The organism is Streptomyces sp. NEAU-YJ-81, assembly GCF_017592595.1.
Classification (GTDB): domain Bacteria; phylum Actinomycetota; class Actinomycetes; order Streptomycetales; family Streptomycetaceae; genus Streptomyces; species Streptomyces hygroscopicus_B.
Genome location: NZ_JAGFNO010000033.1, coordinates 92,372 through 109,076, shown reverse-complemented (window position 1 = coordinate 109,076; position 16,705 = coordinate 92,372). Strand labels below are relative to the sequence as shown.

Genomic DNA, 16,705 nt, shown 5'->3' with positions numbered 1-16,705 from the left:
GGTTCAGTTTCATAGTGTTTCGGTGGTCATAGCGTTAGGGAAACGCCCGGTTACATTTCGAACCCGGAAGCTAAGCCTTTCAGCGCCGATGGTACTGCAGGGGGGACCCTGTGGGAGAGTAGGACACCGCCGAACAATCTTTAGCCTCGGTCCCGAGCATTCAGTGCTCGGGACCGAGGCTTTTTTGCGTTCGCTTCGATATTCGCCTCGTTGTTCGCCGCGATATTCGTCCCCACCTGCGCACGAAAGAGAGGCCCCGATAAGCACCATCGGATGATGTGCCGACGGCCTCGCGACCGCTTCCGGCTGACGCGAGTCGTCTTCGTCGGCTACGAGCGGGTGTGCCGGGGGCCCGGGAACCCAGGGTGGTCATGGCATACCCGAGGTGTCCCGGCAGCGATCACCCCGTGGCGGCCTCGCGGAGCTTACGAAAGAACTTCCTTACGTCGCCGACCAGCAGCTCCGGCTGCTCCATGGCCGCGAAGTGCCCGCCTTGGTCATACTGCGTCCACTGCACGATGTTGTTCGTGCGATCCGCGATGTGCCGCAGCGGGATGAAGTTGTCCCGTGGGAAGTCGGCCAGCGCGGTCGGCGTTGCAGAGGGTTCGGGGGGTGTGCCCCAGTAGTCGGCGTGCGCTCGCTCGTAGTAGATGCGGGCGGACGAGCCGGCCGTGTGGGTCAGCCAGTACAGCATCACGTTGGTGAGCATCTGGTCGCGGTCGACGGCATCTTCCGGGTACTCCCGTGAGTCGGTCCACTCCTTGAACTTCTCTGCGATCCAGGCCAGTTGGCCCACGGGTGAGTCGGTCAGGGCGTAGGCGAGGGTCTGCGGGCGTGTGGCCTGGATGTCGGCATAGCCCTGGCGGTCACGGTTCCACTGCTGCATGCGTGCCCAGGAGGCCAGCGTGCGCTTGCGCTCCATCGGGCTCAGCGCGTCCAGCTCGTCCGCGTCGGGCTCCTGTGTCGCAGCCGAGTTCGGCAGCAGGTTCAGGTGGACGCCGATGACCTGGTCGGGCCGAGTTCGGCCCATCTCCCGGGAAATGCCCGCTCCCCAGTCACCGCCCTGCACTCCGTATCGCTGATAGCCGAGGCGCTCCATCAACTCGGCGAACGCGGCGGCCGCCCGGCGGAACTCCCAGCCGGTCTCCCTGGTCGGGCCGGACAGTCCGAAGCCGGGGATGCTCGGCAGCACCAAGTGGAACGCATCGGCCGGGTCGCCGCCATGGGGGCGGGGGTCGGTGAGCGGACCGACGACCTTCGCGAACTCGACGATCGAGCCCGGCCAGCCGTGCGTCATGACCAATGGGGTTGCCTCCGGCTCCGGCGACCGTATGTGCGCGAAGTGGATGTTCGCCCCGTCGATCGTGGTGGTGAACTGCGGCCACTCGTTCAGCGCGGCCTCCGCGGCACGCCAGTGGTACTCGTACCGCCAGTACTGCACCAACTCTTTGAGGTAGTCCCGGGGGATCCCATAGGCCCAGCCCACTCCGGGCAGTTCGTCCGGCCACCGGGTGCGGTCAAGACGCTCGTGCAGATCGTCCAGCTCGCCTTGCGGGGTGCAAATACGGAACGGATGGATGCTCTTGTCAGCCAACGTTGTCATGTCGGCGCGTGTTACGTCCGGGTGCCCACCAGCAGATGCCCCGGTCCCCTCCGCGCCGGCCACGCTGCGTGAGACCCGTACTGGTCGTCCTTGGGGAACGTGAACTGGCCGCCGACATCAGCCGTCCATGACCAGGCCGGTGCCGGCGGGGCAGCCGTCGACCAGGTCTGGGCGGTAGTGGATCTGCTTGAGCCTGCGCCTCACGGCCCTGGTGATCTGTCTCAGGTCGGCTGCGGCGAGGTTGCCGATGTCGCGTTTGGCCATCGACCAGATGCCCTCCTGAGGGTTGAGGTCGGGTGCGTACGAGGGCAGCTGGAACACGGTGAGCCAGCGGCCATACCTCCCTCTTCCGCAGCTCCACGGCCGCCTCGTCGCGCTCGACCGCCCGCCGGGCTGCTGCCACGACCAGCCGTGCCGCCCGCGCGGCCCCCGGCATCGGTCAACCCACCGCCCCGTGCGTATCTCACACCCATAGGGCTAACGGACCGACTTGCCCTCGTCGGGCGAACGGGCCCGACATCACCCAATCAAGTTCAGTAGCCCGACTACTGGCCCACCAGGGAGCGGTGGGGCCAGCGGGCTCGTGCTTGTTCCTGGGAGCGCATCAGGGCCAGTGTGGGCAGGCCCTGGGCCGCGCCCTGGGTGAGGAGATCGGGGAGCGCCGGGAGCGGGGCTACGGCGCCGACGTCGTCCAGGACGAGGGTCAGTGGTGGGTCGAGCCGACCGGAGGATGACCGTTCGGCCATGCGCCGGCCGTGCTCGACCACGTCTGAGGCGAGTGCGGTCAAGAGGGGCATCGCACCCGGATGGGCTCGGGGGTCCTCGATGGACTCACCCATCAGATACAGCGTTCCCCCTTCGGCGACGAATGACTCCAGTGCGAGCGTGTCGGCGCGGCCCGGATTGCAGGCGTCCCGGATGTGGATCGAGGACAGTGCGCCGAGGGCACGGGCGGTCAGCTCCTGGGCCATATCGCGGCGTTCACGGTGTGCGGTGAGATTGGCCTCCAGCTCGCCGGCCGCGCCGCCCGCCGCCTTGGGATGCGTACGGAGGATCTTCACGGGCTCGTGGGCCGAGCTGCCCTGCGCCCAGCGGTGCACATGGCGGAAGGGCCGGCCGTCCACCGCGGCGGCATGCAGCCAGCAGCGGAGCATCGTCTCCGCGGCTTCCGCCATGGGCCGGTCCATGGCGTGCATGGGCCGTACGGGGGCGAGGAGGGCGGCGGCGCGGGCGGCCGCGATATCGCGGGAGCCACAGTCCGACGCCGGGTTCCAGCGCAGCCGGGCGGGGGTGTCGAGCAGATGGGACGGATCGAAGACGTGGGTGGGGCCCAGCTTGGCGCGGGCGTCCTTGGTCGTGGACCAGAGCTCGGGATCGCTGGTGACGACCAGGACGGGGCCGACGGCCTCCAGGACGGTGTGGGCCGCGGACTCGCCGCGCTGGGCACCGAAGAGGACACGGGACTGGGCCAATTCGCCGTCGGGAAGGCCGGCTGCCGTCAGCGGGTCGGTGCGGGGAGTGGGGAGCGGTTGAGCGGACACCGGGTCGGGGCCGAGCGGGGCGTACAGGCCGTCGTGGGCGGGCGGTGTGCTCGCGCCGTCCGTGGGGGCGCCCTGCGCGCGGGCTCTCTGCTCGGCGATGTGGGGATGCGGCTGGTGGCCCGTCCCGGTGGCCGCCTCAGCGGCGACGGCCTCGGCCTCGTGGGGGTGACCGGCGACGGGTGCGACGAGGCCGTTGCCGGGAACCGCCTCGGCCGGTGCCGGGGGCCCGACGGAGTGGCCTGGAGCGGCGCTCTCGGGCCAGGAGGCCGAGGCGCCCTCAGAGGGTCTGGCGGCGGGGCCGGAGGCGGCTCCTGCGGCCGCTGGGCCGCTTCCGGGGACCGGTGCGGGCGGGGGTGGCGCCTCGGTGCCTGGGGTCGGCTCCCTCCTCGTACCGTTGCCGGTTCCGAAGCCGTCCTTGGCGGCGCCCGCGCCCGTAAGGCCGAGTCGTTTCGCCTCCGCCGCCTCCGCAGCCTCCGCGCGGGCGGTCGCGCGGTCGGCGCGGCGCTGGGTACGGACCGTCCGGTAGCGGGCCAGTGTGCCGATCACGAAGATCGTCAGCACGATCAGCACCATCAGCTCACTGATGAAGACGCCCCAGAACAGCCCGTACCCCGACAGCTGGTCCTTCGGGGTGCTGGGCCATGCCGCCGCCAGGTCCTGGGGCTCCTGCACCAGATGGCGCAGCGCCACCGGTGTCCGCATGAAGGTCAGGTTGTCCGGCCAGGCGCCGCGGGCGAAGAGCCCGGCCAGCCCGGTCGCCGACCACATCAGGCCGAGCGTGCCCAGCAGGAGGCCGATGGCGCCGATCAGCAGACCGTCCGGAATGCCGCCTTCCGTGGACGGAGGTCTTCCGTGCTCCGCGGACCCGCCGTGGTTCTGTCCCGCTGCCATCTCACGCCACCGTGGATCCGTACGACGGCCCGCCGTAGGTTTCCGCCTCGACCGCCGCGGCGGCTCGCTCCTCGGCCTCCGCCTCGGCCGCCATCTGCACGGCCAGCCCGTCCTCCGTCATCGCCCGGTCGGTGTAGACCAGGGGCCTCTCGGCCTCGGTGATCAGGTGTTTGACGACCTGTACGTTGCCGTTGACGTCCCATACGGCGATACCGGGGGAGAGCGTCGGGATGATCTCGACAGCCCAGCGGGGCAGGCCCAGGACGCGGCCGGTGGCCCGTGCCTCGTCCGCCTTCTGGGCGTAGATCGTCCGTGTGGAGGCCATCTTGAGGATGGCCGCGGCTTCCCGGGCCGCCGCGCCGTCGACCACGTCGGAGAGATGGTGGACGACGGCGACGAAGGAAAGGCCGAGCCGTCGCCCGAACTTCAGCAGCCGCTGGAAGAGCTGGGCGACGAAGGGGGAGTTGATGATGTGCCACGCCTCTTCGACCAGGAAGATGCGCTTCCTACGGTCGGGACGGATCCAGGTGTGCTCCAGCCAGACGCCCACGATGGCCATCAGGATCGGCATCGCGATCGAGTTGCGATCGATATGGGACAGGTCGAAGACGATCAGGGGTGAGTCCAGATCGATTCCGGCCGTGGTGGGGCCGTCGAACATACCGCGCAGATCGCCGTCGACCAGCCGGTCCAGCACCAGGGCGACATCGAGGCCCCAGGCCCGTACATCGTCTATATCGACGTTCATCGCCGCCGCCGAATCCTCCTCGGGGTGGCGCAGCTGCTCCACGATGTCGGTCAGCACCGGCTGGCGGTCGACGATGGTCTCGTTGACGTAGGCGTGCGCGACCTTCAGGGCGAACCCGGAGCGTTCGTCGAGCCCGTGCCCCATCGCGACCTCGATGATCGTGCGGAGCAGGGCGAGCTGACCGGTCGTGGTGATCGCCGGATCCAGGGGGTTCAGGCGGATACCGCCGTCCAGGGCCGCCATGGGGTCGAGCCGGATAGGCGTTATCCCCAGCTCCTGGGCGATGAGATTCCATTCGCCGACCCCGTCCTCACCCTGGGCGTCCAGCACCACCACCTGGCGGTCGCGGAACCGCAGCTGACGCAGGACGTAGGTCTTCTCCAGGGCCGACTTTCCGTTTCCGGACTCGCCGAGCACCAGCCAGTGAGGGGCCGGCAGCTGCTGGCCGTAGAGCTGGAAGGGGTCGTAGATATAGCCCTTGCCGGAGTAGACCTCGCGGCCGATGATCACGCCGGAGTCGCCGAGGCCGGGGGCCGCGGTGGGCAGATAGACGGCCTGCGCCTGGCCGGTGGAGGTGCGCACGGGCAGCCGCGTCGTCTCCACCTTTCCGAACAGAAAGCTGGTGAACGCATCGGTGACGGCGCTCATCGGATCGGCCACTGCGGAGCCCCTATCGTCCCTGTCGTCCCAGTCGTCTCTATCGGCGGATGCCGGTCGCGAACGGCAACGTGTTCACAAAAGCCCGGTGGTGCTCGCGGTCACACCACTCCAGCTTGAGATAGCTCTTCCCCGCCGAGGCCCGGATGGTCCGCTTGTCGCGCGCGAGGGCCTCCGGGGACCGGGAGGACACGGTGATGTAGCCGACGAGGTTGACGCCCGCGGCGCCGCTGGCGAGATCCTCGCCGCGCTGGTCGAGCCGGCCGTGGGCGGCGATGTCGCGCGGGTCGACGGTGCGGTTCATCTTCGCGGCGCGGCTGGCCTCGGCCTCGTCGTTGGTCTTCTCGGTGAGCATCCGCTCGATGGCGACCTCGGTGGGCTCGAGGTCCATACAGACGGCGACCGTACGGATGACATCGGGGGTGTGGACGAGCAGCGGGGCCAGGAAGTTGACCCCGACGGGCGTCATGGGCCACTCCTTCACCCAGGCCGTGGAGTGGCACCAGGGCTCGCGGGTGCTCGACTCGCGCGTCTTGGCCTGGAGGTATGTGGGCTCCATGGCGTCCAGCTCGGCGGGCCAGGCGTTCCGCTTGGTCATCGCCTGGATGTGGTCGATGGGGTGGTCCGGGTCGTACATGGAGTGGACGAGCGACGCCAGCCGCCCCTGCCCCAGGGGCTGCCGCACCCGGATGTCGGCCTCGGCGAGCCGGGCACAGATGTCGGTGAGCTCACGGGCCATCACCACGGCGAGGCCCGCGTCCTTGTCGAGGCGGCGGCCCGCGCCGCTGTGGCGCGCGGCGCGCGCGATGGCCTGGGCCTCGGCGGCGAGGTCACGGGTGTAGTGCATACAGGCGACGAGATAGGCGCGGTGCTGCTCGGAGGAGGTGGAGACCATGGACTGCAGTTGGTCGTAGGAGTCCTTGAGCCAGTTGGGGGCCTGGTGGTCGCCGCGCCGCTCGACGTCCTTGGCGTGCGCGTCGGGGTCGGCGGGGAGGGTGCGGGCCAGGATCTGCAGACGGGTCACGAAACCGTCGCCGTTGGCCACATGCTTGAGCAGGGTGCCGAACCGGTCCACGAGGGCTTCCTGGTCCTCGCTGTCGCGCAGTCCGACGCCGGGGCCCTCGATCTCGATGGCGGCGGTGACGGTGCGGCGGTCGGCGTGCAGGAGCACGGCGATCTCGTCGGGGCCGAAGGGGGCCGCCAGCCAGTTGATCCGGCCGATGCCGGGGGGCGGGCCGACCTCGATCTCCCGGCCGTCGAGGCGGGTGCCGGCCTCCGTGGCGCCGGAGCGGTAGGCGGTGGTGCCCTTACGGACGCTGCGCTTGTAGGAGCGGTTGATCTCGAACCACCGGTAGAACGTCCGCCCGTTGTACGGGACGTACACGGCGGCGAGGGCGAGGGTGGGGAAGCCGACCAGGGCGACGATGCGGAACATCAGCACCTGCACCAGCAGGCCGCACATCATTCCGATGAAGGCTCCCCCGATGATCAGTGCGATCTCGCCGGTCTCGCGGTTCTTGCCGACGACCGCGTTCGGGCGGGGGCGCCCGATCAGATATGTGCGACGGGGCGCGATGGGGTGCGACTGGGCGTCGATCGTCACCGTCGGTCACCTCCCGAGTTGTTGCCGGAGCCGCGGTTAGTGGCGGAGCCGCCGCGAGAGCCTCCGGTGTGGCCGGTGCGGCTGGCGGACGCGGGGCCGCCGCCCCCGCCGCCCGAGGCTCCGCCTCCGCCGCTGGTGCGGGTGCTGTGGGCCGCCACGCCGCCGGAGACGGGGTTGGCGGGCTTGGCCTGCCCCGGGGCGCCGCCGCCCCCACCGGTCTCGCCTCCGCCGCGGGCGCTGTGGGCGTTGATGCCCTGCTTCACCAGGGCGGCGGGGGACGTGATGACGGCGGCGGCCTGGCGAGACGCGGGGTCGGAGCTGGCGCTGCGGGCCTTGACGATCTCGTCGCCGAAGCCGGGTACGAAGCGGTAGATCATCGCGCTGGCGAAGATGGCGAGGATGATGATGGACAGGCCGGAGACGACGGCCGAGAAGGCGTCGGGCTTGTCACCGGAGGTGGAGAGCGCGCCGGCGAGGGCCAGCACGATCATGATCACCGGCTTGACGAGGATCACGGCGATCATGATCCCGGCCCAGCGGCGCACATGCCCCCACATGTTCTTGTCGACGAGGCCCGAGTAGACGGCGGTGCCGAGCAGCGCGCCCACGTAGAGGAGGGCGGCGCGGATGACGAGCTCGAGGCAGAGGACGCCGGCGGCGAGGATCGTCACGAGCGAGACGACGATGAGCATGATCGGGCCGCCGCCGATGTCCTCGTCCCGCTTGAGCGCCTGGGCGAAGGAGCCGAAGAAGGCGTCGTTGTCCGCACCGGTGCCGGAGGCGATGGCTTCGGTGACGGCGTCGGTCGCGGTGACGACCGTATAGAGGATGAGAGGGGTGAACGCGGAGGCCAGGACCGTCAGCCAGAGGAAGCCAATGGCTTCGGAGAGCGCCTCGCCGAGGGGGACGCCGCGGATGGCGCGCTTGGCGACGGCGAGGAGCCAGAGAATGAGGGTGAGGACGGTGGAGGCGGCGAAGACGACGGCGTACTGGCGGAGAAAGGCCTCGTTGGTGAAGTCGACGGTGGCCGTCTCCTTGACCAGCTTGGAGAGCTTGCCGACGAGCCAGGAGGCGGCGTCGGCGCAGCCGCGGGCGAGGGAGGCGGCGGGGTCCAGGGGGTTGGAGGGGTCGGGGGGGCCGCTGGAGCCGCCGGAATCCTTACCGCAGGGTGCGGGGCCGATGATGTCGCCGCAGTGACCGTCGTCCGACGGGGTCGGGGTGGGGCTCGGTGCCGCCGCGGCGCGGCCGGCCAGGAGGATGGCGGCCGTCTGCACGGAAGCCAGGGCTCCGGCGAGGGTGAGAGCGCGTCGGCGGGGGCTAGCGGGCATAGGTGAACCCTCCGTACTGCTCGACTGCCTTGGCGATCTCATCGGCCGTGGACGCGGTGCGGTCGCTGTTGACCGGTGCCGGACCGGCCTTCTGCGAGTAGCTCTCGGCCTTCCAGTCGTTGTTCACCCACCGCAGTTTGAGCGTCAGGGTGAACCAGTCGTTGGTGACCGGGTTCTTCGATCCCTCTCCGGCCGTGCCGAATACGCCGGTGCACCAGACCGCGACGGTCGCGCTGGTGTCCGAGACTTTGCCGACTTTCGTGCCCACGGGGGCGGTACGCGAGACGTAGGTCATGCCGTCGGGCGCCTTACCGTTCGCGTCCAGGCCGATTCTCTCCAGGGATGCCTCGGAGTAGGCCTTGTCGAGCCTGCTCTGGAGCCGGTCGGCGGCAGCGCTGGTGAAGATCTGGGGGACGATCTCATGGCGTCGGTCGCGGTTGTACATATCGGCGGACCCCAGCGCCACCGCATAGTTCGCCGCCGCGCTCTCGGCTCCCTGTTCCGACTTGGCGAAGCCCGAGGCGATGCCCGTGGTGTTGTTCTTGCCGTCGACCGGGCGCTCGCCCGTGGGGGCGGTGGGGCGGGCTTCGGTGCCGGTGCCGCCGGTGTCGTCGCTGCTGGAGTCGCCGTCCTTGCCGCCGCCGCGGTTGACGAAGGCGATGGCCGCGAGGAGCAGGACGACGACGCTGACCACGGTGATCAGGTTGCGGCTGGGCTTGCCGGCGCGGCCGGGGGCTCGGCGGGGTGGGCCGTAGGGGTCGCCGTCGCCCTCGGGCAGGCGGGTGCGCGTCAGGTGATCTCCAGGGGCCGCGCCGCGGCCGCGGCGCGCCTCATGGCCCTCGTAGTCACCGCCGTATCCGTCGTCGCCGCCGAGACTCATCCTGCGTACGCCCCTTCACCCGTGCCGAGCCTGCCGAGACTGCTGATCCCGCCGAGCCTGCCGATCGTGCCGGCCGCGTCATCCATGGTCCCTCTTCCGTCACCCGCATACGACGGTAACGGCGAGGACTGACGCTCGGGCGCGCTGGTGTGAGTGGACATCAAGCTGACACGTCCTCAGCGTGGTGAGCGGGAGCGGGCATCAGGGAGCAGCCTCGGGTACGGGGTGGGGGACCGGTAGGGGGAATCGGGAGCGGGGGCTTGCGGCCAGGGGTGTGCGCCCCGCGCAGGGGGGGGCGGCTCGGAGGCGGGCGGGGGCGCGGCTAGATGGCCATGCCGTACACGATCGTGAAGAGGGTGCCCAGTGATCCGATGATGAACACACCGGTCAGGCCGGCGACGATCAGCCCCTTGCCCTGTTCCGCGCTGAAGGTGTCCCGCAGGGCCGTCGCGCCGATCCGCTGCTTGGCCGCGCCCCAGATGGCGATGCCGAAGCACAGCAGCAGTGCGACCGCCATCACGACCTCGATCATGACGCGGGCCTCGCTGCCCAGACTGCCGAACGGGCCCCAGTCTGGGGCGATTCCACCGATGATGGTGTTGATGTCGCCCTTTTCGGCCGCTAGGAACATGATGAACTCACCGCCCCTTGTGGGTTGTTGTGTCCCCCCGCCGGTATGGCGTGGGTCAGCCTCTATCTTCGCTGATGAATCCGCTTCCGCATGTCGACTTGGCGGCATTTCTTGGCGGATCTCGTGCGTGTTGTGGGACACGGCCGTCTGGCGGACGTGTGAGGCGTGTCAATGGAGGGTCGTATGGTCACTCTGTGTATCACGCGGGTGAGCGTCGGGCAACGATCGGTAAGGGCCGGCGGTGAGGGCCGGCGGTGAGGACCGGCGGTGAAGGCCGTCAGTGAGAGCCAGAGGGGCATCGGTGAAGGGCCATCAGACGCTCACTTCCCCGCGGGCTCGTCGGCCTCCGCGAGGTCGGCGAAGTCGTCGAACTCGCCCGCCTTGACGCCCTTGATGAACGCCTCCCACTTGGTCCGGGTCGTGACGACGACGGTCTCCGGGTCGTTGCTCTCGCGCATCAGGATCTGGTCGTCGGGGCCCACGGCCACCTCGAGGTAGGCGCGACCCTCCTCGCTGTCGGCGGGTGCGGCCCGCTGCCAGTCGAGCTCTTGCCAGTCGCGCCGTGTCATCTGCGGTCCCCAGGGTCGTGGTGCTCGGACGGCTGGACTCTACGCGTTGCGCGACCCCGCGAGAGGCGGCCTGGGCGGAGCGGTGAGGCGCGCGGGGCGGGTGGGCGGCGCATAAGGGGGCGCGCGTCGGCGGCCGCCGTATGGTTTCGGCTGGGGAGCGGCTGATTTTCGCCGTGGGGACGTAAACGCGTTCGCATCGCGGGCGGATGGGGGAGGATGGCCGGGTGCGTAAGGTCTGGCTGGGTGTCAGTGTCGGTATCGGAGTCTCCTTTTCCTTCGTCGCGCTGCTCGTCGTCGGCACCTATATGGTCGCGGCGGATCTCATCGGCGGTGCGGGCGGTAAGGCCGTCGGGCTGGCGAAGGGCTCCGTTCCCTCCTCGTACGAACCGCTGATCCAGCAGTACGGGAACTCCTGCCCCGCCATCAATCCCGCTCTCCTCGCCGCGCAGCTCTACCAGGAGAGCGGCTGGAACGCGAAGGCGCAGAGCCCGGCCAACGCCAAGGGGATAGCGCAGTTCATCCCCGCCACCTGGGCCTCGCACGGGGTCGACGGCAATAAGGACGGCGTCAGGGACATCTGGGACCCGCAGGACGCGATCCCGTCGGCGGCGGCCTATGACTGCTCGCTCGCCAAGTACGTCAAGGATGTGCCGGGCAATCAGACGCACAACATGCTGGCCTCGTACAACGCGGGCGCCTATGCCGTGATCAAGTACGGCGGGGTGCCGCCTTACCGCGAGACCCAGAACTACGTGAAGACCATCACCACCCTCGCCAAGAGCTTCGAGGCGCCGATCCAGAAGGTCCAGCCCTCCCAGCAGTCGGCCGGGGCGATCTACTTCGCGCAGAAGCAGCTCGGCAAGCCCTATCTGTGGGGCGGGAACGGCACGCCGGAGGAGGGCGGGCGGTTCGACTGCTCGGGGCTGACGAAGGCGGCGTACAAGACGGTCGGGATCGACCTGCCGCGCGTCGCCAACGACCAGTGGAACGCCGGACCCCACCCCAAGCGGAACGAGCTGCTCCCCGGGGATCTGGTCTTCTTCGCCTATGACCTCGACGACCCGAGATCGATCCACCACGTGGGGATGTATGTGGGCGGCGGTTACATGATCAACGCGCCCTACACCGGTGCGGTGATCCGTTTTGACAAGATCGACTCGCCGGACTACATCGGTGCTACACGGGTGACTCAAGATGGCGCGAAAGCGCTGCCGCGGGCGAACTCCGCGTAAGGATTCCCCCTGAGCTGCGACGATCGGTCACCCTTCGATAACGTCCCGGTGATCGTTGGGTGGAGTACGGAACCCCCGGCGAGAAGAGGGAGTTCCCTGGAGGTGGATCGGAGCGTGGATCAGCGTGGATCGACGGCGGACTCTCCGGCGCCGGTCGCGATGCCACGGATCGCAAGGCATTACGGGGGGTCGGCAGCTGCACGTAGTGACAGGCAAGAGATAAGGGGCTACGGCACATGGCTGGACTCGCACTGGACGGGTCGAACCCCGATGTCAGCCTTCTCTACGACATCAACGGGCTGGCGAAGGACGCCCCCCACTGGTTCGACCGCGTCATGGAGTTCGTCGGCGAGTACGGGATCATCATCGGGCTCGCCCTGGTGACCCTGGCCGCCTGGTGGAGCGTGCGGAAGCGGCCGCAGGAGGCGCCGTCCGCCGTCGCCGGGCTGGTGTGGGCCCCGCTGGCCGCCGGGCTGGCGCTGATCGCCAACATCCCGATCCGGGGCTTCGTCGAGCGGCCGAGGCCCTTCATGGACCACCAGGGGCTCGACGTCCTGGTGGCGGGCAAGACCGACTTCTCGTTCGTCAGCGACCACGCGACGCTGACCATGGCGGTCGCCGTCGGCGTCTTCATGGCCCACCGCGCCTACGGGGTGGCCGCGATAGGGCTCGCGCTGCTGGAAGGGTTCTGCCGCGTCTATATGGGGGTCCACTACCCGACCGATGTGATCGGCGGGTTCGCCCTGGGGACGGCGGTCACGCTGCTGCTGGCGCCGCTCGCGATGATGCTGCTGACACCGCTGACCACCGCGATCGCGAGTTCGCGCGTCGGCAGGCTGATACGGGCCGAGCCCGCCGCCGACCAGGGCGCGGACGAGGCATGTGCGGAACTCTCCGAGTCCCGCTCAGCGGGCGGCGACCACGGGAACAAGGATCTGGCGGCTTAGCGGCTCCCTTACGGATACGCCTGACGGCCTCCTTACGGATGCGACGAAGGCCCGGCGGCTGCCGGGCCTTCTGTCATCTCCGGCTCCCCTCGTCGGCGAACGGCCTCACAGCGCCTGCGGGAAGTCGAAGAGCCGGTCCGGGTCGTAACGCTTCTTCAGCCGCGTCAGCTTGTCGGCGGCCGAGCCGTAGTAGGCCGAGCGCCAGTCCTTCAGCGACGCGTCCGTGTAGTTCTGGTACGCCGCTCCGGAGGCGTACCGCCGCATCGCCGTATGGGCCCCGTCCAGCCAGGCGTTGCCCGCGGTGCCCGAGCCGCTCGCCGCCCAGGACGCGGTGTACTGCGCGAGGAACCGCGAGCGGCGGTGGACGAAGGACGTGGTCGTGGGCGAGACCCGGTTGACCGCCCCGCCGAGCGCGGTCAGCGCGATGCTCACCGCGCCCCCGCCGTCGGTGCGCCGGCCGTAGCGCTCCACCTGGTCGAGCATCGCCCGTACGCCCGCCTGGCTCAGCGAGCGGTCGTAGAAGTCCGAGCGCGCCGCGTAGGTCTCGCGATTCAGCACCCCGGACGTGCTGTGGCCGGGCTTGTCGCCCGGCAGATGGCAGTTGGTCGTCGAGGTGTCGCCGCAGCCCGCGTACATCCGCATGGCGTCGACGTAGCCGCGGCGGCGCAGGCTGACCTGTGTGGCCGGGCCGGGGCCGCCCGGTCCGTCGGCGAGCCGGTCCACCGCGTTCTGCAGCGCGCTGTAGGTGCCGAGCGAGAAGCAGCTGATGGAGACGGTGGGGGTGCCCCCGGGGGCGGCGGACAGATGCAGCGCCGACCAGATCTCGTCCGGCTGGTCCGGGCCCCACTTCTGCCAGGCGCTCAGCACCTTCGCGGCCTTAGACCATGGCCATGACATATAGCAAGTCACGCCGTCGGCCGCCTCATGCGTACGGAACCGCAGTTCGGTGACGACGCCGAAGTTGCCGTTGCCCGCGCCGCGCAGCGCCCAGAACAGATCGGCCTCGCGGTTCTTGGAGACTTCGAGGGCCTTACCGTCCGCGGTGACGATCGTCGCGCCCGTAAGGCTGTCGGCGGTCAGCCCGTACGCCCGGGAGACCACACCGTGGCCGCCGCCGAGGGTCAGCCCCGATATGCCGACGCTCGGGCAGGAACCGCCGGGGACGGTGACCCCGCGGGCGCCGAGTGAGGTGTAGACGTCGATGAGCTTGGCACCGCCACCGATCCGCGCCTCCCCGGAGGTCGTACGGATCGACGAGAGCGCGGAGACGTCGATGACGAGACGGCCGTCGCCGCTCGACCACCCGGCGTAGGAGTGACCGCCGTTGCGGATGGCGACAGGGGCGCCATGGCGGCGGGCGAAGTCCAGACAGGCGGAGATGTCCGAGGTGTTCTCTATATAGGCGACGGCGGCGGGGCGCAGATGGTCGAACCGGGTGTTGTAGAGCCGGCTGGCGGAGGTGTAGTCGGAGTCGCCGGGGCGCACCAGGTCGCCCTGCAGGTCCTTGCCGAGCGCGCTCCAGTCGGCGGACTTCGGCTTGCCGTCGACGGCGCCGCGCCTGCCGCTCGCGGAAGCCGAATGGGCGTCCGGCGCCGAGGAGGAGGCGGAGTCGGCGGAGGTCCCGTCACCGCCGGCCTTTCCCGCGTCGTCGTCGCACGCGGTGGCCCATGTGGCGGTGGCCGTCAGCCCCGTGCCCGCTGCCAGCAGTGTCCGCCGGTTCATGGCGGTGTCCCCTCCCTGTCGACGCTGTTCTCAACCGTCGACCGGGCCACCGCGAAGCCGGCCCGGTCCCTGGGTCAGAGGGAGGGACCGGGGGATGTGGTTCCGCTCGTTGCCGAAGTGTTGTCGGGGGACGGACAAGCCCCACTAATCGGACGAGTCCGATGAATCGCTTGTGTCGGACGGGGAGTGACGGGCCGTCGCATGAGCCGCCGCGTCGTCGCGGGCGGTGCCTCTGGCGCGACGGGCCGGACCGTACCAGCCGCAGGTGCAGCGGGCGGTGGAGAAGGAGCCCTTCTCCACGGTGGTGGTGCGGTCCTGGCCGGGGCCTATGTCGCCTGAGTCGAGCACATGACCACGCTACCGGGCCGTGACGGGCCACCGGTCCTGATCGTTAAACGAACAAGTATCAAGCGTGGACGAGCGTGGCCAGGGGGTCGGCGGTCGATGGAGTTCCAGCAGCGCGGGCTCGGCGTACGGAGACGACTGAGAGCGGTCGCCGGTGTCGTGTCGGGCGGCCTGCTGGCCGTGTCGCTGGCGACCGTCAGCGGCTGTTCCACCGAGACCGCGGCCGATGAACGCCCCGGCGGCACGGCGCGGGAGAGCGCGGTCACGGTGCTGCACCGGGCCGCGGACGTGCTGGTCAGATCGGGCAGCTCACGGGTCCGCACCACCATGGAGACGGCGACGGGCGGCACCCGCGTGTCCATCCGCGGCAGCGGTGCGTACGACTTCGAGAAGCGGCTGGGTCGGCTGCGGCTGCTGCTGCCGAGGGACGCGATGGGGGCCGCCGAGCATGCGCCGATCACCGAACTCCTGGCCTCCGGGGCGCTTTTCATGCGCAATCGCGGAGCGGGCATTCCCCGCGATAAGTGGGTGCGGGTGGATACGACGGACATTCCCGACGGCAATCTCGTCACCGGCGGGGCCACGGATCCGCTGACCGCCGCCGAACTGCTGCGCGGGGTGCGCAAGGCCAGCCTGGTCGGCGAGGAGGGGCTCGGCGGGGATCTGGTGCGCCATTATCGCGGCATCACCGACATCGGCCGGGCGGCCCGGGTCGCGTCGGAGGGCGCGCGGGGGTCGCTGGTGGCCGCGGCGAGGGGGTTCGACGAGAACACGGTGACCTTCGACGCGTATCTCGACGGGCTCGGCCGGCTGCGCGAGGTGCGGCACCGGTTCACGGTGAGCAGCCGGACCGACGGCCAGGAGGCGACGGCGGGGCCGGACACCGCCGGGCGGCGCGGTGCGGTGGGAGTCGCCTCGACGACGGAGCTGTACGACTTCGGGGCGCCGGCCGTGGTCGAGCTCCCCAAGCCCACGGATATCTACACAGGAAAGGTCGGATCACCTCAGAAGTAGTCGGAGGGGCCCGCTTTGCCCTTCGAAATGGCCCATCCGTGCCATGCGCGGAGTGTGTACCGATCCCTACGCTGGGAAGCCGCTGCTCGAAAGTGCTCGCAGGTGCTCGCTGGAGGAGGTGAAACACGTGGTTGCGCGTCGCGGCTCGTCGGGCCCGGACCCCGTGGCCCTCGTCGAAATCGATCTCTATGGTGACTTGATGATCGCTGCGTCGAGCGCGGACGAGGACAGGCTCAGTACGGACCGTATCGACGAGGTGCTCCGGGTGCAGGCCGACCGATCAGATTCGGCCGAGGGAGCCAAGGGGTCCAAGGGTGCTAATGGCGCCAAGCGGACCAAGGGTGCCAATAACGCTGACCGCGCCGAGGGCGCAAGGGGTGCCGAGGAATCGACGGGCGCCCCGGAGGCCGGGGTCCCGGACGCTCCGTAGCGGAGTCGCCGTCTCGCCGGCGGGTGCCCAGCGGCCCCGTCCGGCGAGCGGCCCTGCCTGCGCCCGACTGCGGTCATACCCCCGCCCGGGACGGGCCGTGCCGGTGGTGCGAGCTCAGGTCCGCAGCAGCCGGGCGATGGCCGCCGTGGCCTCGGCCACCTTGGCGTCGACCTCGCTCGTGCCCTCCGTCTCGCCCTGGGCCGCGCTCTCCACGGCCGCGCTGGCGACGCAGTGGCGCAGATGCTCCTCGAGCAGCTGGAGGGCGAAGGACTGGAGCGCCTTGGTGCCGGCCGAGACCTGGGTGAGTATGTCGATGCAGTAGACGTCTTCCTCGACCATCCGCTGCAGTCCCCTGATCTGGCCCTCGATCCGGCGCAAACGCTTGAGGTGCTGATCCTTTTGTTTGGCGTATCCATGGCCACCGTGGGGTACGGACTCCTGGGCGGAAGTATGCCCGGACGTCTGGCCCCGCTCGTCGCCGTCGGTGGGCGCGGTGGTGTCGGCTGCCGTGGTCGTCATGGCGTCCTCCCGTTGATTACGCAATGTCCGCATATACCCCCAGTG

General features: G+C 69.9%; 16 protein-coding genes and 1 rRNA gene. 5 read left to right on the top strand and 12 right to left on the bottom strand.

The features are described from left to right. Positions 1–18 precede the first annotated feature (18 nt). Positions 19–135 (top strand): 5S ribosomal RNA (rrf, locus tag J5X86_RS42140). Between the two features lie 265 nt (positions 136–400). Here the strand turns inward: rrf and J5X86_RS42135 are convergent. The 9 genes from J5X86_RS42135 to J5X86_RS42095 all read right to left on the bottom strand — a co-directional run bounded on the left by J5X86_RS42135 (position 401) and on the right by J5X86_RS42095 (position 10,451). Further along, positions 401–1,603, bottom strand: coding sequence for an epoxide hydrolase family protein (locus J5X86_RS42135; RefSeq protein ID WP_208521908.1), 1,203 nt, complete (start codon positions 1,601–1,603; stop codon positions 401–403). Between the two features lie 117 nt (positions 1,604–1,720). Then, positions 1,721–1,924: a transposase gene (locus tag J5X86_RS42130; protein WP_208521907.1), complete on the bottom strand. Its 204-nt coding sequence runs from the start codon at positions 1,922–1,924 to the stop codon at positions 1,721–1,723. Positions 1,925–2,148: 224 nt separating this feature from the next. Next, entirely contained in the window at positions 2,149–4,035 is a 1,887-nt protein-coding gene (locus J5X86_RS42125; RefSeq protein WP_208521906.1) for a type IV secretory system conjugative DNA transfer family protein, read from the bottom strand. A 1-nt stretch (position 4,036) separates the two neighbouring features. Continuing rightward, a complete protein-coding gene (locus J5X86_RS42120; RefSeq protein WP_243982882.1) occupies positions 4,037–5,431 on the bottom strand; it encodes an ATP-binding protein in 1,395 nt (464 codons plus the stop codon). Between the two features lie 49 nt (positions 5,432–5,480). Beyond that, positions 5,481–7,037 (bottom strand): SCO6880 family protein, encoded by a 1,557-nt coding sequence (locus J5X86_RS42115; RefSeq protein WP_208521916.1) that lies wholly within the window; start codon positions 7,035–7,037, stop codon positions 5,481–5,483. A 2-nt stretch (positions 7,038–7,039) separates the two neighbouring features. Continuing rightward, the gene (locus J5X86_RS42110; RefSeq protein WP_208521905.1) at positions 7,040–8,371 is read right to left on the bottom strand and encodes a hypothetical protein; all 1,332 of its coding nucleotides are present in this window, start codon (positions 8,369–8,371) and stop codon (positions 7,040–7,042) included. Then, positions 8,361–9,251 carry a hypothetical protein gene (locus tag J5X86_RS42105; RefSeq protein ID WP_208521904.1) on the bottom strand — a complete coding sequence of 297 codons (891 nt, stop codon included), beginning with the start codon at positions 9,249–9,251 and terminating at the stop codon, positions 8,361–8,363. Before J5X86_RS42105 ends, J5X86_RS42110 begins: the two co-directional genes overlap by 11 nt. Before the next feature lie 322 nt (positions 9,252–9,573). Continuing rightward, positions 9,574–9,882 (bottom strand): hypothetical protein, encoded by a 309-nt coding sequence (locus J5X86_RS42100; RefSeq protein ID WP_009716148.1) that lies wholly within the window; start codon positions 9,880–9,882, stop codon positions 9,574–9,576. A 320-nt stretch (positions 9,883–10,202) separates the two neighbouring features. Continuing rightward, a complete protein-coding gene (locus J5X86_RS42095; RefSeq protein WP_014053890.1) occupies positions 10,203–10,451 on the bottom strand; it encodes a DUF397 domain-containing protein in 249 nt (82 codons plus the stop codon). Positions 10,452–10,675: 224 nt separating this feature from the next. On the opposite strand from J5X86_RS42095, the gene J5X86_RS42090 reads away from it, so the two are divergent. Both J5X86_RS42090 and J5X86_RS42085 read left to right on the top strand, forming a co-directional pair. Further along, complete coding sequence (locus tag J5X86_RS42090) at positions 10,676–11,683, top strand: bifunctional lytic transglycosylase/C40 family peptidase (RefSeq protein WP_014053891.1); 1,008 nt, start codon at positions 10,676–10,678, stop codon at positions 11,681–11,683. Between the two features lie 236 nt (positions 11,684–11,919). Beyond that, positions 11,920–12,630, top strand: coding sequence for a phosphatase PAP2 family protein (locus tag J5X86_RS42085; RefSeq protein ID WP_208521903.1), 711 nt, complete (start codon positions 11,920–11,922; stop codon positions 12,628–12,630). A gap of 105 nt (positions 12,631–12,735) precedes the next feature. Here J5X86_RS42085 and J5X86_RS42080 read toward each other — a convergent pair whose 3' ends face one another. Together J5X86_RS42080 and J5X86_RS42075 are read right to left on the bottom strand one after the other, a co-directional pair. Next, positions 12,736–14,352, bottom strand: a complete 1,617-nt coding sequence (locus tag J5X86_RS42080) for an FAD-binding oxidoreductase (RefSeq protein WP_208521902.1) — start codon at positions 14,350–14,352, stop codon at positions 12,736–12,738. A 144-nt stretch (positions 14,353–14,496) separates the two neighbouring features. Next, positions 14,497–14,700, bottom strand: a complete 204-nt coding sequence (locus tag J5X86_RS42075; protein WP_208521901.1) for a hypothetical protein — start codon at positions 14,698–14,700, stop codon at positions 14,497–14,499. A 96-nt stretch (positions 14,701–14,796) separates the two neighbouring features. Here J5X86_RS42075 and J5X86_RS42070 point away from each other — a divergent pair, with 96 nt between their 5' ends. Then, positions 14,797–15,711, top strand: a complete 915-nt coding sequence (locus tag J5X86_RS42070) for a hypothetical protein (RefSeq protein ID WP_208521900.1) — start codon at positions 14,797–14,799, stop codon at positions 15,709–15,711. A 199-nt stretch (positions 15,712–15,910) separates the two neighbouring features. Then, on the top strand, positions 15,911–16,141 hold the full coding sequence (locus J5X86_RS42065) for a hypothetical protein (protein ID WP_208521917.1): 231 nt from the start codon (positions 15,911–15,913) through the stop codon (positions 16,139–16,141). Positions 16,142–16,255: 114 nt separating this feature from the next. Here J5X86_RS42065 and J5X86_RS42060 read toward each other — a convergent pair whose 3' ends face one another. Further along, on the bottom strand, positions 16,256–16,660 hold the full coding sequence (locus J5X86_RS42060) for a metal-sensitive transcriptional regulator (RefSeq protein ID WP_059145907.1): 405 nt from the start codon (positions 16,658–16,660) through the stop codon (positions 16,256–16,258). Positions 16,661–16,705: the final 45 nt, after the last annotated feature.

Coding starts and splice junctions, on each gene's coding strand:
- J5X86_RS42135 (WP_208521908.1), bottom strand. CDS start 1,603: ATGACAACGTTGGCTGACAAGAGCATCCATCCGTTCCGTATTTGCACC.
- J5X86_RS42125 (WP_208521906.1), bottom strand. CDS start 4,035: ATGGCAGCGGGACAGAACCACGGCGGGTCCGCGGAGCACGGAAGACCT.
- J5X86_RS42120 (WP_243982882.1), bottom strand. CDS start 5,431: ATGAGCGCCGTCACCGATGCGTTCACCAGCTTTCTGTTCGGAAAGGTG.
- J5X86_RS42110 (WP_208521905.1), bottom strand. CDS start 8,371: ATGCCCGCTAGCCCCCGCCGACGCGCTCTCACCCTCGCCGGAGCCCTG.
- J5X86_RS42105 (WP_208521904.1), bottom strand. CDS start 9,251: ATGAGTCTCGGCGGCGACGACGGATACGGCGGTGACTACGAGGGCCAT.
- J5X86_RS42100 (WP_009716148.1), bottom strand. CDS start 9,882: ATGTTCCTAGCGGCCGAAAAGGGCGACATCAACACCATCATCGGTGGA.
- J5X86_RS42095 (WP_014053890.1), bottom strand. CDS start 10,451: ATGACACGGCGCGACTGGCAAGAGCTCGACTGGCAGCGGGCCGCACCC.
- J5X86_RS42085 (WP_208521903.1), top strand. CDS start 11,920: ATGGCTGGACTCGCACTGGACGGGTCGAACCCCGATGTCAGCCTTCTC.
- J5X86_RS42080 (WP_208521902.1), bottom strand. CDS start 14,352: ATGAACCGGCGGACACTGCTGGCAGCGGGCACGGGGCTGACGGCCACC.
- J5X86_RS42070 (WP_208521900.1), top strand. CDS start 14,797: ATGGAGTTCCAGCAGCGCGGGCTCGGCGTACGGAGACGACTGAGAGCG.
- J5X86_RS42065 (WP_208521917.1), top strand. CDS start 15,911: ATGATCGCTGCGTCGAGCGCGGACGAGGACAGGCTCAGTACGGACCGT.
- J5X86_RS42060 (WP_059145907.1), bottom strand. CDS start 16,660: ATGACGACCACGGCAGCCGACACCACCGCGCCCACCGACGGCGACGAG.